Source organism: Bordetella muralis, assembly GCF_965139205.1.
Lineage (GTDB): Bacteria > Pseudomonadota > Gammaproteobacteria > Burkholderiales > Burkholderiaceae_B > Bordetella_A > Bordetella_A muralis.
Genome location: NZ_CBCSIU010000022.1, coordinates 32,187 through 46,284 on the forward strand (window position 1 = coordinate 32,187; position 14,098 = coordinate 46,284).

At 58.5% G+C, this 14,098-nt stretch carries 13 protein-coding genes and 1 tRNA gene; 10 read left to right on the top strand and 4 right to left on the bottom strand.

All coding sequences use genetic code 11. The annotated features are described in order from the left end of the window. Position 1 precedes the first annotated feature (1 nt). From ACNA0I_RS22540 to ACNA0I_RS22550, 3 genes are all read left to right on the top strand, one after another. Entirely contained in the window at positions 2 to 343 is a 342-nt protein-coding gene (locus tag ACNA0I_RS22540; RefSeq protein ID WP_415808264.1) for an integration host factor subunit alpha, read from the top strand. A 57-nt stretch (positions 344 to 400) separates the two neighbouring features. Continuing rightward, the gene (locus tag ACNA0I_RS22545; protein ID WP_415808265.1) at positions 401 to 838 is read left to right on the top strand and encodes a MerR family transcriptional regulator; all 438 of its coding nucleotides are present in this window, start codon (positions 401 to 403) and stop codon (positions 836 to 838) included. A 127-nt stretch (positions 839 to 965) separates the two neighbouring features. Further along, a tRNA-Pro gene (locus ACNA0I_RS22550) sits at positions 966 to 1,042 on the top strand. Between the two features lie 73 nt (positions 1,043 to 1,115). On the opposite strand, the gene ACNA0I_RS22555 is transcribed toward ACNA0I_RS22550, so the two are convergent. After that, on the bottom strand, positions 1,116 to 1,337 hold the full coding sequence (locus tag ACNA0I_RS22555; RefSeq protein WP_415808266.1) for a hypothetical protein: 222 nt from the start codon (positions 1,335 to 1,337) through the stop codon (positions 1,116 to 1,118). A 218-nt stretch (positions 1,338 to 1,555) separates the two neighbouring features. Here ACNA0I_RS22555 and ACNA0I_RS22560 point away from each other — a divergent pair, with 218 nt between their 5' ends. Next, positions 1,556 to 2,557 (top strand): Bug family tripartite tricarboxylate transporter substrate binding protein, encoded by a 1,002-nt coding sequence (locus tag ACNA0I_RS22560; RefSeq protein WP_415808267.1) that lies wholly within the window; start codon positions 1,556 to 1,558, stop codon positions 2,555 to 2,557. Positions 2,558 to 2,975: 418 nt separating this feature from the next. On the opposite strand, the gene ACNA0I_RS22565 is transcribed toward ACNA0I_RS22560, so the two are convergent. After that, positions 2,976 to 3,737, bottom strand: coding sequence for an IclR family transcriptional regulator (locus tag ACNA0I_RS22565; RefSeq protein ID WP_415808268.1), 762 nt, complete (start codon positions 3,735 to 3,737; stop codon positions 2,976 to 2,978). Positions 3,738 to 3,910: 173 nt separating this feature from the next. Between ACNA0I_RS22565 and ACNA0I_RS22570 the strand changes: the two genes are divergently transcribed. Genes ACNA0I_RS22570 through ACNA0I_RS22595 form a run of 6 tightly spaced genes read left to right on the top strand, consistent with a single transcriptional unit; the run spans position 3,911 to position 11,751 of the window. Further along, positions 3,911 to 5,233, top strand: coding sequence for an ArgE/DapE family deacylase (locus ACNA0I_RS22570; protein WP_415808269.1), 1,323 nt, complete (start codon positions 3,911 to 3,913; stop codon positions 5,231 to 5,233). Positions 5,234 to 5,270: 37 nt separating this feature from the next. Further along, positions 5,271 to 6,878 (top strand): ABC transporter substrate-binding protein, encoded by a 1,608-nt coding sequence (locus tag ACNA0I_RS22575; RefSeq protein ID WP_415808270.1) that lies wholly within the window; start codon positions 5,271 to 5,273, stop codon positions 6,876 to 6,878. Further along, positions 6,875 to 7,852, top strand: coding sequence for an ABC transporter permease (locus ACNA0I_RS22580; RefSeq protein WP_415808271.1), 978 nt, complete (start codon positions 6,875 to 6,877; stop codon positions 7,850 to 7,852). Before ACNA0I_RS22575 ends, ACNA0I_RS22580 begins: the two co-directional genes overlap by 4 nt. Next, on the top strand, positions 7,849 to 8,688 hold the full coding sequence (locus ACNA0I_RS22585; protein ID WP_415808272.1) for an ABC transporter permease: 840 nt from the start codon (positions 7,849 to 7,851) through the stop codon (positions 8,686 to 8,688). Before ACNA0I_RS22580 ends, ACNA0I_RS22585 begins: the two co-directional genes overlap by 4 nt. Then, a complete protein-coding gene (locus ACNA0I_RS22590; protein ID WP_415808273.1) occupies positions 8,688 to 10,328 on the top strand; it encodes an ABC transporter ATP-binding protein in 1,641 nt (546 codons plus the stop codon). Before ACNA0I_RS22585 ends, ACNA0I_RS22590 begins: the two co-directional genes overlap by 1 nt. Then, positions 10,318 to 11,751: an amidase gene (locus tag ACNA0I_RS22595; protein ID WP_415808274.1), complete on the top strand. Its 1,434-nt coding sequence runs from the start codon at positions 10,318 to 10,320 to the stop codon at positions 11,749 to 11,751. The genes ACNA0I_RS22590 and ACNA0I_RS22595 overlap by 11 nt, the downstream gene beginning before the upstream one ends. A 26-nt stretch (positions 11,752 to 11,777) precedes the next feature. On the opposite strand, the gene ACNA0I_RS22600 is transcribed toward ACNA0I_RS22595, so the two are convergent. Then, positions 11,778 to 12,704, bottom strand: a complete 927-nt coding sequence (locus ACNA0I_RS22600) for a 2-hydroxyacid dehydrogenase (RefSeq protein WP_415808275.1) — start codon at positions 12,702 to 12,704, stop codon at positions 11,778 to 11,780. A gap of 67 nt (positions 12,705 to 12,771) precedes the next feature. Then, entirely contained in the window at positions 12,772 to 14,079 is a 1,308-nt protein-coding gene (locus ACNA0I_RS22605; RefSeq protein ID WP_415808276.1) for an NAD(P)/FAD-dependent oxidoreductase, read from the bottom strand. Between the last annotated feature and the right edge of the window lie 19 nt (positions 14,080 to 14,098).

Below are 14,098 nucleotides of genomic sequence, written 5' to 3' on the forward strand. Positions count from 1 at the left end.
CATGGGAACCTCTATGCTTGCTGAGCCGCGTACCTTGACCAAAGCCGAACTCGCCGAATTGCTGTTCGAGCGAGTCGGCCTGAATAAGCGCGAAGCCAAAGACATCGTCGATACATTCTTCGAGGAAATCCGCGATGCCCTGGCGCGCGGAGATGCCGTCAAGCTATCGGGATTTGGCAATTTTCAGGTGCGCAACAAACCTCCCCGTCCTGGGCGCAATCCCAAGACGGGCGAGACGATCCCCATCGCTGCGCGGCGCGTGGTTACGTTTCACGCCAGTCAAAAATTGAAGAGCGTGGTCGAGCAGACCGAGCCGACGTGTGCGGACTCCAACGAGGAGTGATACGCTTTGTCGGCAATTGTTATCGGCTTAACGTCCATCACGGCATAAAATCAATCCATGACTCGTCCCGAACCCACCGTTGCGCTTCCGCCCATTCCCGCCAAACGCTACTTCACCATCGGTGAGGTCAGCGATCTGTGTCTCGTCAAGCCTCACGTGCTGCGTTACTGGGAACAGGAGTTCACGCAACTCAGTCCGGTAAAGCGTCGCGGCAACCGCCGCTATTACCAACACCACGAAGTCCTGCTGATTCGCCGTATCCGTTCCTTGTTGTACGAACAAGGCTTCACGATCAGTGGCGCGCGCAATCGTCTGGGCGATACACGCGACACACCGCATGATCAGGATGCTGCAGTGCGCTTGAGCGGGGCAGAGCTGCAGTCGCTGCGTACCGAATTGGGCAACATCTCAACGATGTTGGCAGAGGCGCTGAATTCCTCATCGGGTGGCGCTGCTCCGGCCGTTCCGACGGGGCAAGCCGGTAGCAATGCATAAGCCAGGTTGGCATATCGAAGGCATCAAGTCGGTATCGCGAAAGCCCTAAAAAATTTTCGTATTTTTCTTAAAAAAAGCCTGCATTTCGATGCAGGCTTTTTTTATCTCTGCTATACTCTTTTTCTTTCGGGGCGTAGCGCAGCCTGGTAGCGCACTTGCATGGGGTGCAAGGGGTCGCGAGTTCGAATCCCGCCGTCCCGACCAGCAATACCGAGGGCCTACAGAGTTTTCTCTGTAGGCCCTTTCTAGTTTCTGAGCGAGCAGTTCTGCGGCTATCTCACTCGCTGACATGCAGAAATTTCACCGAATTCGGATCGACGCCTCCATGTCGCAGTCGTGCATCGATATCCTCTGACTGTCCATCATTGGTCTCCACCACAGGCAGACCCTTGGCATGGGCCAATTCGCGTTTGGCGTGTACCAGGTCGGAAATGGCTCCATCGACAAGCGCTACGCCATCGCTTCCATCAGTGCTCTTGAAGCTAATCTGCGTCTTCATTTTTGTCTCCTTGATGGGTGTTCGCACAATAACCGTAACACCATTTGGGGTTGAGACCCAACTCGGTACGACGATCAACAATCCTGATCCACCGATGCCAAAATTCTATTTGAAGGATCAAGGGATTGATTCCTACTATTGCAGCTCCGGCATCCTGATCCTTGCTGCTTCTGCCATGGGATGCATCTATTACCTATACAAAAAACGGAGACATCACCATGCAGAATCCCTCACGCCGCCAGCTATTGCAGGCTGGCGCTTCAGCGATGTTCGGGCTGGCATTCTCGCCAGTCCTGGCGCGGTCCTCTGATTCTGTACTACCCAAAGGACCCATTAATCTGGTCGTCCCGTTTGCCGCAGGCGGTGCCACCGATGTCGTTTCCCGTCTGGTGGCGCAAAAGCTCGGGGACCGTATCCAGCGCACCGTGGTGGTGGAAAATCTATCCGGAGGCGGCGGTGCAATCGGTGCGGCGAAAGTGGCGCGTGCGACGCCCGACGGTCATACCTTATTGATGGGCACCATCGCCACGCACGTGATCAATCCGCTGTCTATGGGGCAGCAGTTGCCATACCGTGCTCAGACCGATTTCACGCCCGTGTCGTTGGTCGTCACGGTGCCCAACGTGCTGCTGGTAAACAAGTCGGTCAAGGCCACCAACGTACGAGAGTTGATCGCTTTGGTGAAGGCGCAGCCGAATCAATTCAGTTATGGCTCGTCGGGTGTGGGAACGCCACCGCATCTATCCGGCGAGCTGTTCAAATCAACGATGGGATTGCAGATGACCCATGTGCCATACAAGGGCGGTGGCCCTGCAATGACCGATCTCATCGCAGGCCATATTCCGATTCTGTTCGACGTATTGAGCGGCGCGGCATCGCATATACGCGCGGGCTCGGTGCGCGCGCTCGCGGTGACCACCAGCGAAAGAGTAGCGTCTTTTCCCGATCTGCCCACGATGGTGGAATCCGGTGTGCCGGGCTACGAGACATGGACATGGAACGCCGTATTCGGGCCGGCCGGCATGCCGCGTCCGATGGTCGACGCGCTGAGCGGCGCCTTGCATGAGGTGGTCGCGCAACCAGATGTGCAGGCCCAGCTCAAGGATCTGAGCGCCACTCCCGTGGGCTCAACGCCTGACGCATTGACGCAATTGGTCGATTCCGAGACTCAAAAATGGCAGGCGGTGATCAAATCGATTGGGGGGCTGAAGAAGGATTGATGGATTTGCTATGCTTGATGGCATAGCTACTTGGAGCAGCATCATGCATATCCATCGTTTGACATCATCGCGAGTCCCGTTGGCGATAATGTGTGCGTTGCTAGTCTCATGCGCCAATACAGCGTCCGAGCCTGCCGAGGTACAGGGTTCATCGCCGCCGGACTACACCTATACTGCAAAGGACGGCGATACCGTACATGTTGCGCCGAAGCCCCGGCTGACGATCCAGTCGGGTGAGGGCGAACGATTAAATCTCCCATGGTTCATCAGGGATGCACAGAACTTGGTCAACGAGTAGTTGCTGCGTTCAGAAGCCACGGTTTGCAGGTTGTTCCTATTGAGGCTAGGGGCTTCGGATTTGTGCCCGTTCACGATGTACTGCGCGAGCGAGTGTTGCGCCGAATGACTCCAGTCGGCCTCACTGCTTGCTCAGCGCCTGTGCCGCGTTGATCACCAAAGGCCCATAGCGTTGGGCGAAATCCTCTGGCTTCCATTGAGACAACAGGCCGTAGATGTGAATTGCCGCGATGGGCTGGCCCGTGATATCCAGCACAGCCGACGACACGGCGAGTTCACCCAGCAACGATTCTTGAACGGTCATGGCAAAACCGTCCTGGCGGGCCTGTGAGATTTTTTTCCAAATGGCGCGCGGCTCGATGAGCGTATGCGGCGTGGCTGCCACGAGGTCGGAACGCGCCAGGATGTCATTGACCTGCTCCTCGGACAAGTGCGCCATGATGGCTCGGCCCGCGCATGCCCGGTACATCGGCATCGTGCGTCCGACCAAGGTCGCGAAATAGTAGCGGCGCCGCGTTTGCCGGCGCAGTGCGTACACAATGTTCAGATCATTCGGCAGGCTCAGGTCTACCCCTTCGCCGGACTCTTGCTGCAGTTCGATCAGCACCGGATTGGCGCGCTCGATCAACGGGTTGCCGCGCAGATAATCGAACGTCCGGTGCAAGATTTTTTTCCCCAGCGTGTAGCCGCGTTGGTTCGGGCCGCGTTCGAGATAGCCCAATGCCACCAACGTGTGCAGCATACGTAATGTCGAATTGCGATCCAGATTTGAAATCTCGACCAGCTCATTCAAGCTCAATATGCCGGGCTTCACGCTGAAGGCTTCAAGGATGTCGAATGCCTTGGCTACGGATTGATTGAATCGAGTATCCACACTGCTCATTTATTTGTCTCCTGCTGACAGGGTAGCGATTGTCGTACCACTGTCGATGTTAGGGAAATCTCTCATTCCCCAGACCTTGCCCGGTTTTATATACGATCCTAAGATATCACTAATAGGCACGTAAGTATCAATATCTGATACTAGTATTTTACCGACAAAATCATGGAGGTGAAATGAACGAAGTCCAGGCGCAAAAGTTGTCCCCACAGGACATCGAAACGGCAGTCGACAGGTTGGAGCACTACATGACCGACACCTTGTCGCGTTTTGTGCAATGTCGCAGCCTCCTAGGCGAAGAAATCCCGGCAGCCGAGTTCCTCGAGGCCGAATTGGCAGCGTTGGGCCTGCAGAGCGAACGCATCGCGCTGCGCACCGAGGACATCGAAGGACTGCCTCTCTATTCACCGGCCTGCTGCCCCGATGGCGGGCGTTTCAACGTGTTGGCATGTCATGAGCCGACGCGCAGCACGGGGCGATCCGTGCTTTTCAACGGCCACCTGGATGTCGTTCCCACGGGGCCGGAGCATCTCTGGGCAGAGTCGCCGTTTAAAGGCAGCCTGCATGACGGCTGGCTCTTTGGCCGTGGCGCGGGAGATATGAAGGCGGGCATCGTGTGCTCGCTGGCTGCATTCAAAGCATTGCAGGATCTAGGCATGCAACCCGCTGCGCTCGTCGGTTTTAACGGCGTGCTCGAAGAAGAAAACACCGGTAACGGTACGCTGGCCACGATATCGGCGCTGAAAAGCGCGCTGGGCGTCGCCAAACTCAGCTCGTTCGACGCAGTGTTGATTCCTGAACCCACGCAAGAGGGCCTGATGTCGGCTCAGGTGGGCGTGTTCTGGATGTATGTAGATATCATCGGCAAGCCGGCCCACGCGTCTTTGATGACGACGGGGATCAATCCGGTGGACCTGGGCGTGCGCGTCGTGGATGCGATCAAGCAAATCGAGCATGAATGGAATCTGCCCGAGAATCGCCATCCTGCATATCGGGATCATGCGCACCCGATCAACTTCAATCTCGGCCAGATCCATGCCGGCGATTGGAATTCGTCTGTGCCCAGTGTCTGCACGCTGGGCCTGCGCCTGTCGTGCTATCCGGACATGCCGGTGGAAACGGCGAAGGCTCGCATCGAGGCCTGCATACGCCAGGTCGAACAAGAAGTCGCACAACCCGACACTCAGTTCATCATTCGCTACGAAGGTTTTCATGCGCCGGGATGCGAATACGACCTGGACGTGCCGGCGTTGCGGCTATTGGCCGATATGCATCGGCACGTAGCGGGCGAGGCGCCTGAATCGATTGCGCTGACCGGCACGACTGACGGCAGGCATTTCCATTTCATGACCGATGTGCCGGTTACCTGCTATGGGCCAGTCTCGCGCAACTATCACGGGTTCAACGAAAGCGTCAGCGTGCAGAGCATGCTGCGCGTTGCCAAGACGTTTGCGCTCTTTCTGAACGAGTGGTGCGGGGTCGAACCCAAGCGCAGTTGATGCTTTCCGTTGATCCGCGTCTTTCATGGAGAACAGGATGAAACTGGTCAGTCAGGCCCGTCGGGCCATTGTCAAATGCGGGTTTGCGTTGGCCGCTGCCGCTACGCTGGCACAGCTGCCCGCGCACGCTGCCGAAACGCCACAATCCGGTGGCGTACTCACGGCAATTTTGCATCCGGAACCGCCCAGCCTCATCCTGGCACTCCAGCAGGTGGCCGGGACGCAGATGGTCGGTGGCAAGATTTTCGAGAGCCTGCTGACCTATTCGTTTGATCTGAAGCCATTGCCCAGCCTTGCTAAATCCTGGGAGATTTCGGACGACAAGCTGACGTATACCTTCCATCTGCAGCAAGGCGTGACCTGGCACGATGGCCAGCCTTTTTCCTCGGCAGACGTCGTGTTTTCGTATGAAAAAGTGTTGTCCCAGACACCTCGTACTCGTGGCCTGATGCAAAACGTCGAGTCGATCACGGCGCCGGATGCGAACACCGTCGTGTTCAAGTTAAAGGAACCCTATGCGGCGTTCCTGTACGGACTCGACATCGGCGGCGGTGCCATCTTGCCCAAGCATCTGTACGACGTGGACACGCCCATCGGCCAAAATCCGAATAACGCGCATCCGATCGGCACCGGTCCCTTCAAGTTCAAGAAATGGGAACGCGGCTCGTATGTGGAGCTGGTCAAGAATGAGCATTACTGGAAAGCCGGCCGCCCGTACCTGGACGGTATTACTTATCGCGTGATCCCCGATGCCGCTTCGCGCCGATTGGCCATCGAGCAGGGCACAGTGATGCAGGCCTGGCTGCAAGACCTGGAGCCGATGGATGTGCCGCGCGTGGCAAAGCTGCCCAACATGACCCATACCAACAAGGGTTACGAATACTGGTCAACCATGCAATGGATCGAGTTGAACAACGCGAAAGCACCGTTCAACGACAAGCGTTTCCGCCAGGCATTGATGTACGCGATCAACCGCAAGTTCATTGCGGAAAAGATCATGGTTGGCCAAGGGATACCCGCCACCGGGCCGATCCACCACAATACGCGCTTTTACGATTCGAACGTCAAGAAGTACGACTACGATCCCAAGAAAGCCATTGCTCTGCTCGACGAAATGGGCTTGAAACCGAATGGCGATGGCGTGCGGGTCACCGTCAGCATGATCCCATTGCCCTATGGCGAGATGCCGCGGCGCGTGGCCGAATACATCAAGCAGAACTTGTCCAAAGTCGGTATCGCGTTGAACCTCGAGAGCACCGACGTAGGCGGATGGGTGTCGCGTGTCGGCAACTGGGACTACGACATGGCGGGCAACGGCGTTTTTCAATATGCCGATCCCGCCATTGGTGTGGCGCGTACCTATGTGAGCACCAATATCCGCAAGGGCGTGATGTTCAGCAACACGTCCCAGTACAAGAACCCGAAAGTCGACGAACTGTTCAACCTGGCTGCGAAAGCCGGCGACGATGCGCAACGGCAGCAGTATTACTCCGAGGTGCAAAAAATTCTGGTCGAGGACGTACCGCTGGTGTGGCTGGTGGACACCAATTACGGCACAGTCTTGAACAAGCGCGTGCATGACGCCATCACCACAGGCCTAGGCGTGGTCGACACCTACAGCGACGCCTGGTTGTCGAAAGAATGAGCAAGGTCGCCGGATTTCTGGGCAGGCGCGTGATCAAGAGCATCCTGGTGCTCTTCATGATCGCTATATTCAATTTCTTTCTCGTTCGCGCCGCACCGGGAGATCCTGCCGAAATCCTGGCAGGACAGTCCGGGGCAGCCGACGCCGAATACATCGAAAAGCTGCGCCAGGATTTTGGACTGGACAAGCCCTTGGTGGTACAGCTCGGGTCTTATCTCAAAGACGTGGCCACGTTTGACCTGGGCTATTCCCATCGGCAGCAAGCCCCCGTATCAACACTGATCCTGGCGCATTTGCCCGCCACCCTGGTGCTGGCATTAACGTCGTTTGCGTTCGCGCTTTTTGCCGGAGTGGGGTTGGGTATCCAGGCCGCACTACGCGTGGGCAAATGGGGCGATACCGTCATCACGACACTTGCCATGCTGGCCTACGCGACGCCGATATTTTGGGTGGGGTTGATGCTGGTGTTGGTGTTTTCGGTGCAACTGCAATGGTTGCCGTCCTTCGGCTACGAAAGCGTGGGCGCCAATCTGACGGGGCTGGCACGTGTCGCCGATATAGCGCGCCATTTGATCCTGCCGACGATCACGTTGGGCATGTTCTACATGGCGGTGTATGCACGGTTGACCCGCGCCTCCATGCTGGAGATCCGCCAGCTCGATTTTGTGAAGACGGCGCGCGCCAAGGGGCTGGCGGAACGCACGGTGATCATGCGGCACGTCTTGCGCAATGCCTTGCTGCCCATCATCACCTATGCGGGCATCCAGGCGGGCCACCTGATAGGCGGGTCTTTGCTGGTTGAGACCGTGTTCGCCTGGCCTGGCATAGGGCGGTTGGCGTTCGATGCCCTGGTGCAGCGCGATTACAGCGTGCTGCTTGGCGTGTTCTTCGTGGCGTCCATTGTCGTTGTCGTCGTCAATCTGTTGACCGACATTCTCTACACGATTGTCGATCCCAGGATAGAGCTGAAATGAAAAGCTTCTTTCGCGCGTTTTGCCGCAACAAGGGCGGCCTGATGGGCTTGGCTGTGCTGGCACTGGTCAGCCTGCTCGCCCTTTGTGCCAGTTGGCTATATCCCGACAGCCCATGGGACATGGTCAACGCGCCATATATGCCTCCCATGTCCGAGGATGCGCTATTGGGTACCGATACCCTGGGCCGAGATATCGCGAGCGGCATTGCCTATGGGGCTCGGGTCACATTGGTGCTGGCGCTGATTTCCACCGCGGTGTCGGTTTTGGTCGGCATCACAGTTGGGGCCATTGCCGGCTTCTATGGCGGCAAGGTGGATCAAGTCATCGTCGGATTCATCGAGCTGTTCCAGACGATTCCCGGGTTTTTTCTGGCTGTCGTGCTCGTGGCCATTTTGACCCCCAGTATCGGCACGGTGATTTTTGCGATTGCGCTGGTATCCTGGCCACCGCTGGCGCGGCTGGTCCGCGCCGAATTCATGAGCATGAAACATCGGGAATTCGTCGAGGCAGCAGTCCTGAGCGGTCAGTCCAATCTCCGCATTATTCTGACCCAGATACTGCCCAACAGTCTGTCGCCTGTCATCGTGTCCGGCTCATTGATGGTCGCCAGCGCGATCCTGCTGGAATCGGCGCTCAGTTTTCTGGGGCTGGGCGATCCCAACACCATGACATGGGGATACATCATCGGAGCATCGCGCAGCGTATTGCGCGATGCATGGTGGATGAGCGTGTTCCCGGGCATTGCCATCCTGATCACGGTTCTGGCTTTCAATTTGGTGGGCGAGGCACTCAACGATGCGCTCAATCCCAAACTGGCCCGTAAAAGGACTGGCTGATGTCTGCGCTACTGGAAATCCGCGATCTGTCTGTCTCTGTGGTGCAGGACGGTCCCTCGACGCGCGTCGTGAAGAACGTGTCCTATACCGTTAACCGAAACGAAATCCTGTGCGTGGTCGGCGAATCCGGTTCAGGCAAATCCGTGACTGCGCATGCCCTGATGGGGCTGTTGCCCGACGGCGAATTGCGGGTCGACTCGGGCAGCATTCTTTATCGCGGCCGCGAGCTGGTCGGGCTGACGCCGAAAGATTGGTACGGCTTGCGAGGCAAGTCCTTTGGCATGGTGTTCCAGGAACCCATGACGGCACTGAATCCCATCATGCGCATTGGGCGCCAGGTCGACGAAGTACTCGAACGCCATACCAGTCTTTCTGTCGAGGCGCGTCGTGCCAGGATATTGCAGCTGTTTCGCGACGTCATGCTGCCTGAGCCCGACAAGTTGATGAATGCCTATCCATTCCAGTTGTCGGGCGGCCAGCGTCAACGCGCGGTCATCGCGATGGCGCTGGCGATGGAGCCGGATATTCTCATCGCCGACGAGCCTACGACGGCGCTGGATGTCACCACGCAGGCGCAGATCCTGGCGATGATCAAAGACATCCAGGCACGGATGGGCATAGGCGTGATTTTCATCACCCACGATTTTGGCGTCGTTGCAGAGATTGCTGATCGCATCGTTGTGATGCGGCATGGCCAGGTGGTAGAGCAGGGCGCCGCCGACGACATCCTGAATCGGCCGCAAGCCGCCTATACCCGCCAGTTAATTGCTGCCGTTCCGCATAAGCCCCAGGGCAAAGCCGAGGCAGCCGTGGCGCCGCCGCTGATCGTGATCGACCAATTGCGCAAGATCTTTCGTTCGGACAAGGGACGTCAGGTACTGGCGCTGGACGATATCTCTCTGACGATTCAGCAGGGCGAAACGGTCGGGCTGGTCGGCGAATCGGGATCGGGCAAGTCCACCCTGGGCCGCACGCTCACTGGCTTGATCACTCCCGATAGCGGCAGCGTGAAGCTCGACGGGACGGAGCTCGTGGGCCTGTCTGCCCGTCAATGGCGCGAGCATCGGCGTCAGATCCAGATGGTTTTTCAGGATCCGTATGCCTCATTGAATCCGCGCCATCGCATCGTCGATGCCGTGGCGCAAGGACCTATCGCGTTTGGTGAGCCACGGCGCAAAGCGTTGGCCCACGCGCGCGAATTGCTCGAACTCGTGGGCTTGGGGGGCGATGCCGGTGATCGCTATCCACACCAGTTTTCAGGGGGGCAGCGGCAACGGGTAGGCATTGCCCGCGCATTGGCGTTACGCCCTAGGCTGCTCGTGGCCGATGAGGCGGTGTCGGCGCTCGACGTGTCCATCCAGGCGCAGGTGCTGGAACTGCTCAAGACCGTCAGCGGGCAATTCGATCTGTCGGTCCTGTTCATTACGCACGACTTGCGCGTCGCCGCCGAGATATGCGACCGCATTGCGGTGATGCGGCAAGGCGAGCTGGTCGAGCAAGGACGGGCCACCGATATTTTCTATCGCCCACAGCACGAATACACGCGTCGATTGATCGACTCCATTCCCGGTAAACAGTGGTCCAAGCCGGATCTCTCCCGAGCCGGCTCCTCAGAGGAACCTACAGCATATGCAACATGACGACTATGAATCATTGGACGGTTTGGATATGGCAGCCCGACTTCAGTCGGGGGACGTTTCCTCCGAGGAATTGATGCGCTGTGCAGTGGAGTTGGCGCGCAGTCGCGGAAAGGCACTGAATGCGCTGCGCTACGAACAGTACGAAACCTCCATCGAGTTGGCGAAAACCTGGCAACAGAGGGGAGCCTTCGGTGGTATTCCTTTTTTGTTAAAGGATTCGGGGCTGCCGTCCACGCGGTTTCCGTCAAGTGTGGGTTCGCGCCTGCTAAACGACACGACCTACGACTGCAATGGCACGCTCACGGATCGTTTCGAACAAGCGGGCCTGATTGCGTTTGCTCGTACCACCGTGCCGGAGTTCTGCATGGTGGCGACGACCGAGGCCGTGATAAACGGGGGGCCCACCCTCAACCCCTGGGACCGAAGCCGCTCGGCGGGTGGCTCTAGTGGCGGTGCGGCGGCTGCAGTGGCGGCACGTATCGTCCCGGTGGCTCATGGTAGTGATGGTGGTGGTTCGATTCGCATCCCGGCTGCGTGCTGTGGCGTGTATGGTTTAAAAGCATCCCGTGGTCGCGTACCGATGGGGCCTTTGCGTGGCGAGGGATGGGGAGGCATGGCGACCGACGGCGTGCTTAGCGTGACCGTCCGGGACACTGCCGCCGCCATGGATGCCATCTCCGGCTACGAGCCTGGTGCGCCGTACGCGGCGCCGCCCAAGACAGGGGCTTATCTGGATGCGGTGGCCGAGTCGGCCGTCAAACCATTGCGGATCGCTGTATGGCGTTCGGCGTGGAACGATATCGCGATTGCGCCAGAGCCATTGCGCGCCGTGCAGCACAGCGCTGACTTGCTGAGCAGCCTGGGGCATACGGTCATCGATTCTGCGCCGCCCGTCATCGACTATGACGCCTTTGTGTTGGCGCATGCATGTATTTTGGCCAGCAATATCGTGCTTGCGGTGGACACGCGCCTGGCATCGACGGGCAGGGCGCTGCAACGCGACGATCTGGAGCCCATCATGCTCTCGGGTTACGAACTGGGCAAGCGCCTGATGGCAAAAGAATACATCGCCAGTGTGAACCGTTTGCACGCCATCGGCCGCGCGATGGAAGCCTACATGAGTGACTTCGACCTGATTTTGACGCCGGCATTGACCGAATTGCCAGTGAAGCTCGGAGAGCTGTCCACGCAGCGCGGAGAGTTTCTCGATCTGCGTAAAAGGGTCTCGCGATATGCGACCTTTATGGCGGCATTCAATGCGTCCGGCCAGCCGGCCGCCAGCCTGCCTTTGTTCGCCACGGCAGAGGGCGTGCCTGTTGCCACGCAGCTCGTGGGACGCTTCGGGCGCGAAGACCTGATATTGAGCGTTTCAGCTCAACTTGAACGGGCAGCGCCATGGCAACACCGTAAACCTGCCTTTTAGCGTTTGTTGTTTCAGCTTTGGGGCCGTCAATACCCCCGTAAAGAATCGACGAGCCCATGAGGATCTTCACCCGCCAGTATCCGCTGTATATTGGCGACCGTCGCTGCAGCTGCGCTGTCAGCGCGCGTATGCGCGGCGATATGCGGCGTCAGCACGACCTTTGCGTGAGACCACAGCGGATGATCGGCGGGCAGCGGCTCTGGCTCGGTCACGTCGACGAACGCGGCTTCCAATTGTCCGCTATCGAGCGCTGCCAATAGCGCATCTTGGTCCATGTGCTTGCCACGACCCACTTGAACGAGCGATGCCCCGCGAGGTAATTGCGCAAAGCATTCGGCGTTCAAGATGTGGGTGGTTTCGTTGGTGAGTGGCAGCAGGCAGATAAGGATATCGGTTGCGGCCAGCATGGCCTGCAATCCATCAGCGCCATGATATGAACGGATACCCTCGATGTTTTTTGGGCTGCGGCTCCAGCCGGCGAGTTGGAATCCGAACGGCTTGAGCGCCTCGAGCGACGCACGGCCGAGCTCGCCCAGGCCCAGTACCGACACACGGCGTTGATCTGCCCAGACGAACTCGAGATTTATCCATTCATGGCGCCGCTGTTGCTCCAGATAAGCCGGCAGGCGGCGATGCAGCGCCAATACGCTCATCACGACATAGTCTCGCATCAGACTAGTCAGGCCGCTCTCTATCATGCGCACCAGCTTTGCCCCAGGCGGGATCGGCGTCTGAGCGACCTGATCGATACCCGCACCCACAGAAAAAATCACTTCGAGATTCGGATAACGGTCAGACAGATCATCTGGAAACGTCCAGGTCATCAGATAGCGCACGGCATGCGGGTCGACCTGCGCCGCGTCGCTGTAGAAGGGAACGTTGGGCAAATCATGGGCGAAAGCGCGGCGAAACACTTCGACGCGTTCGGGATAGGACAGCATGAGAAAGGCCATCAGACATCCTTGTGAAATCAAAGCAGCCGAGCACGGGCCAGGCTGGAGCCACGCAGGCAGAACGTATTCAGCGCTCGGCGCGCGCCAGCGCGAGGCGATCCTGCAGCCGATAGACCTGGATCAGTGCAGGCATAAAGTATGGCTTGCCGGCGTAGAGAGGAATGGCTGGGATAGGCCGGAAATCAAAAGCCGATTTCCGTTGATCGTCCGCCAATAGCTTGTGCGCCGCGCGGCTGCCGATCCAGGGTGCCCACACGACGCCCGAGCCGCAAAAGCCCGTGGCGTAAGTCAGCCCATTGTGTTCAAAGATTCGAGGCAGCATGTCGCGGTGCATGGCGACATTGCCAAACCAGCTGTGGCTCAGCTTCACATCCGCGAGCTCGGGGAAAAGATTGATCAATCCGTCGCGCAGTTGCACGGTTGATGCCGTGGGGTCTCCGCTTTGCGATGCATCGCGACCGCCCAGAAGGATGCGTTTTCCGTCGGGCGAGGGGCGATAGTAATAGCCAAGCACCTTGCCTTCGCCGCACATCATTCTGCGTGGCATCAGCTCTGCCATCAGTTCTGAGGGCAGTTCCTCGGTGGCGATGATGCGGCTGCGTACGGGCACCAGGCGGCGCCGCAGCCACGGATTGGCGCCATCGGTATAGCCATTGGTGCAGATCAGCACCTGACGGCCAATGATGGTGCCGGCCGCGGTCTCAACCCGAAAGCCCGCACCATTGTTCGTGATGGACTTGACTGCCGTGTCGGAATGTACGGTGACGCCGGCCGCCAGTGCCACGCGCAGAATCTCTGCATGGTATTTACCGGGATGCAGTCCGCCTATATCCATGCGGACCGAGCCGCCTCGATAGTAATCGGTGCCCACATACTGGCGCTGCTCGGCATACGGAACCGCATAGGACTCGATTCCCAGCGTTTTCTGCAGCTTTTCGGCGCTGCGGGCCATGGTCTCGTATTGCGCCTTGCCGATGGCGCCGTAAAAACGACCGGTCAAACTGAAGTCGCAGTTCAGGTTTTCGGTGCGAATAAAGTCGTAGATGAATTCGCGCGCGGCCTTGCCCTCGGCTTCGATAGCCATGGCGCGGGCTTCACCATATTTCCGCACCAGTTCGGCATAGCTCAATCGGATGTTGCCGCTGGTGATGCCGCCATTGCGCGACGATGCACCTTCGCCGGGATTCATCTTGTCCAGCACCACCACGCGGCGGCCCGCACGCGCCAGCGTCAACCCCGCTGTCAGCCCAGCGTAGCCCGCGCCCACGATCACGACATCGGCTTGTTTGTCCAACGGTTGTGTCGGCAGCGGTCGGACCGGTGCGGCTTCCCACCAAAAAGGGGTGCTCTTGTGGGCGATGGGGGGCTGTTGCATGGAGAATCTCCTTGTGCAG

Excerpts from the sequence above, each read along its gene's own strand:
- ACNA0I_RS22540 (WP_415808264.1), top strand. The coding sequence starts at position 2 with ATGGGAACCTCTATGCTTGCTGAGCCGCGTACCTTGACCAAAGCCGAA.
- ACNA0I_RS22545 (WP_415808265.1), top strand. The coding sequence starts at position 401 with ATGACTCGTCCCGAACCCACCGTTGCGCTTCCGCCCATTCCCGCCAAA.
- ACNA0I_RS22555 (WP_415808266.1), bottom strand. The coding sequence starts at position 1,337 with ATGAAGACGCAGATTAGCTTCAAGAGCACTGATGGAAGCGATGGCGTA.
- ACNA0I_RS22560 (WP_415808267.1), top strand. The coding sequence starts at position 1,556 with ATGCAGAATCCCTCACGCCGCCAGCTATTGCAGGCTGGCGCTTCAGCG.
- ACNA0I_RS22565 (WP_415808268.1), bottom strand. The coding sequence starts at position 3,737 with ATGAGCAGTGTGGATACTCGATTCAATCAATCCGTAGCCAAGGCATTC.
- ACNA0I_RS22570 (WP_415808269.1), top strand. The coding sequence starts at position 3,911 with ATGAACGAAGTCCAGGCGCAAAAGTTGTCCCCACAGGACATCGAAACG.
- ACNA0I_RS22575 (WP_415808270.1), top strand. The coding sequence starts at position 5,271 with ATGAAACTGGTCAGTCAGGCCCGTCGGGCCATTGTCAAATGCGGGTTT.
- ACNA0I_RS22580 (WP_415808271.1), top strand. The coding sequence starts at position 6,875 with ATGAGCAAGGTCGCCGGATTTCTGGGCAGGCGCGTGATCAAGAGCATC.
- ACNA0I_RS22585 (WP_415808272.1), top strand. The coding sequence starts at position 7,849 with ATGAAAAGCTTCTTTCGCGCGTTTTGCCGCAACAAGGGCGGCCTGATG.
- ACNA0I_RS22590 (WP_415808273.1), top strand. The coding sequence starts at position 8,688 with ATGTCTGCGCTACTGGAAATCCGCGATCTGTCTGTCTCTGTGGTGCAG.
- ACNA0I_RS22595 (WP_415808274.1), top strand. The coding sequence starts at position 10,318 with ATGCAACATGACGACTATGAATCATTGGACGGTTTGGATATGGCAGCC.
- ACNA0I_RS22600 (WP_415808275.1), bottom strand. The coding sequence starts at position 12,704 with ATGGCCTTTCTCATGCTGTCCTATCCCGAACGCGTCGAAGTGTTTCGC.
- ACNA0I_RS22605 (WP_415808276.1), bottom strand. The coding sequence starts at position 14,079 with ATGCAACAGCCCCCCATCGCCCACAAGAGCACCCCTTTTTGGTGGGAA.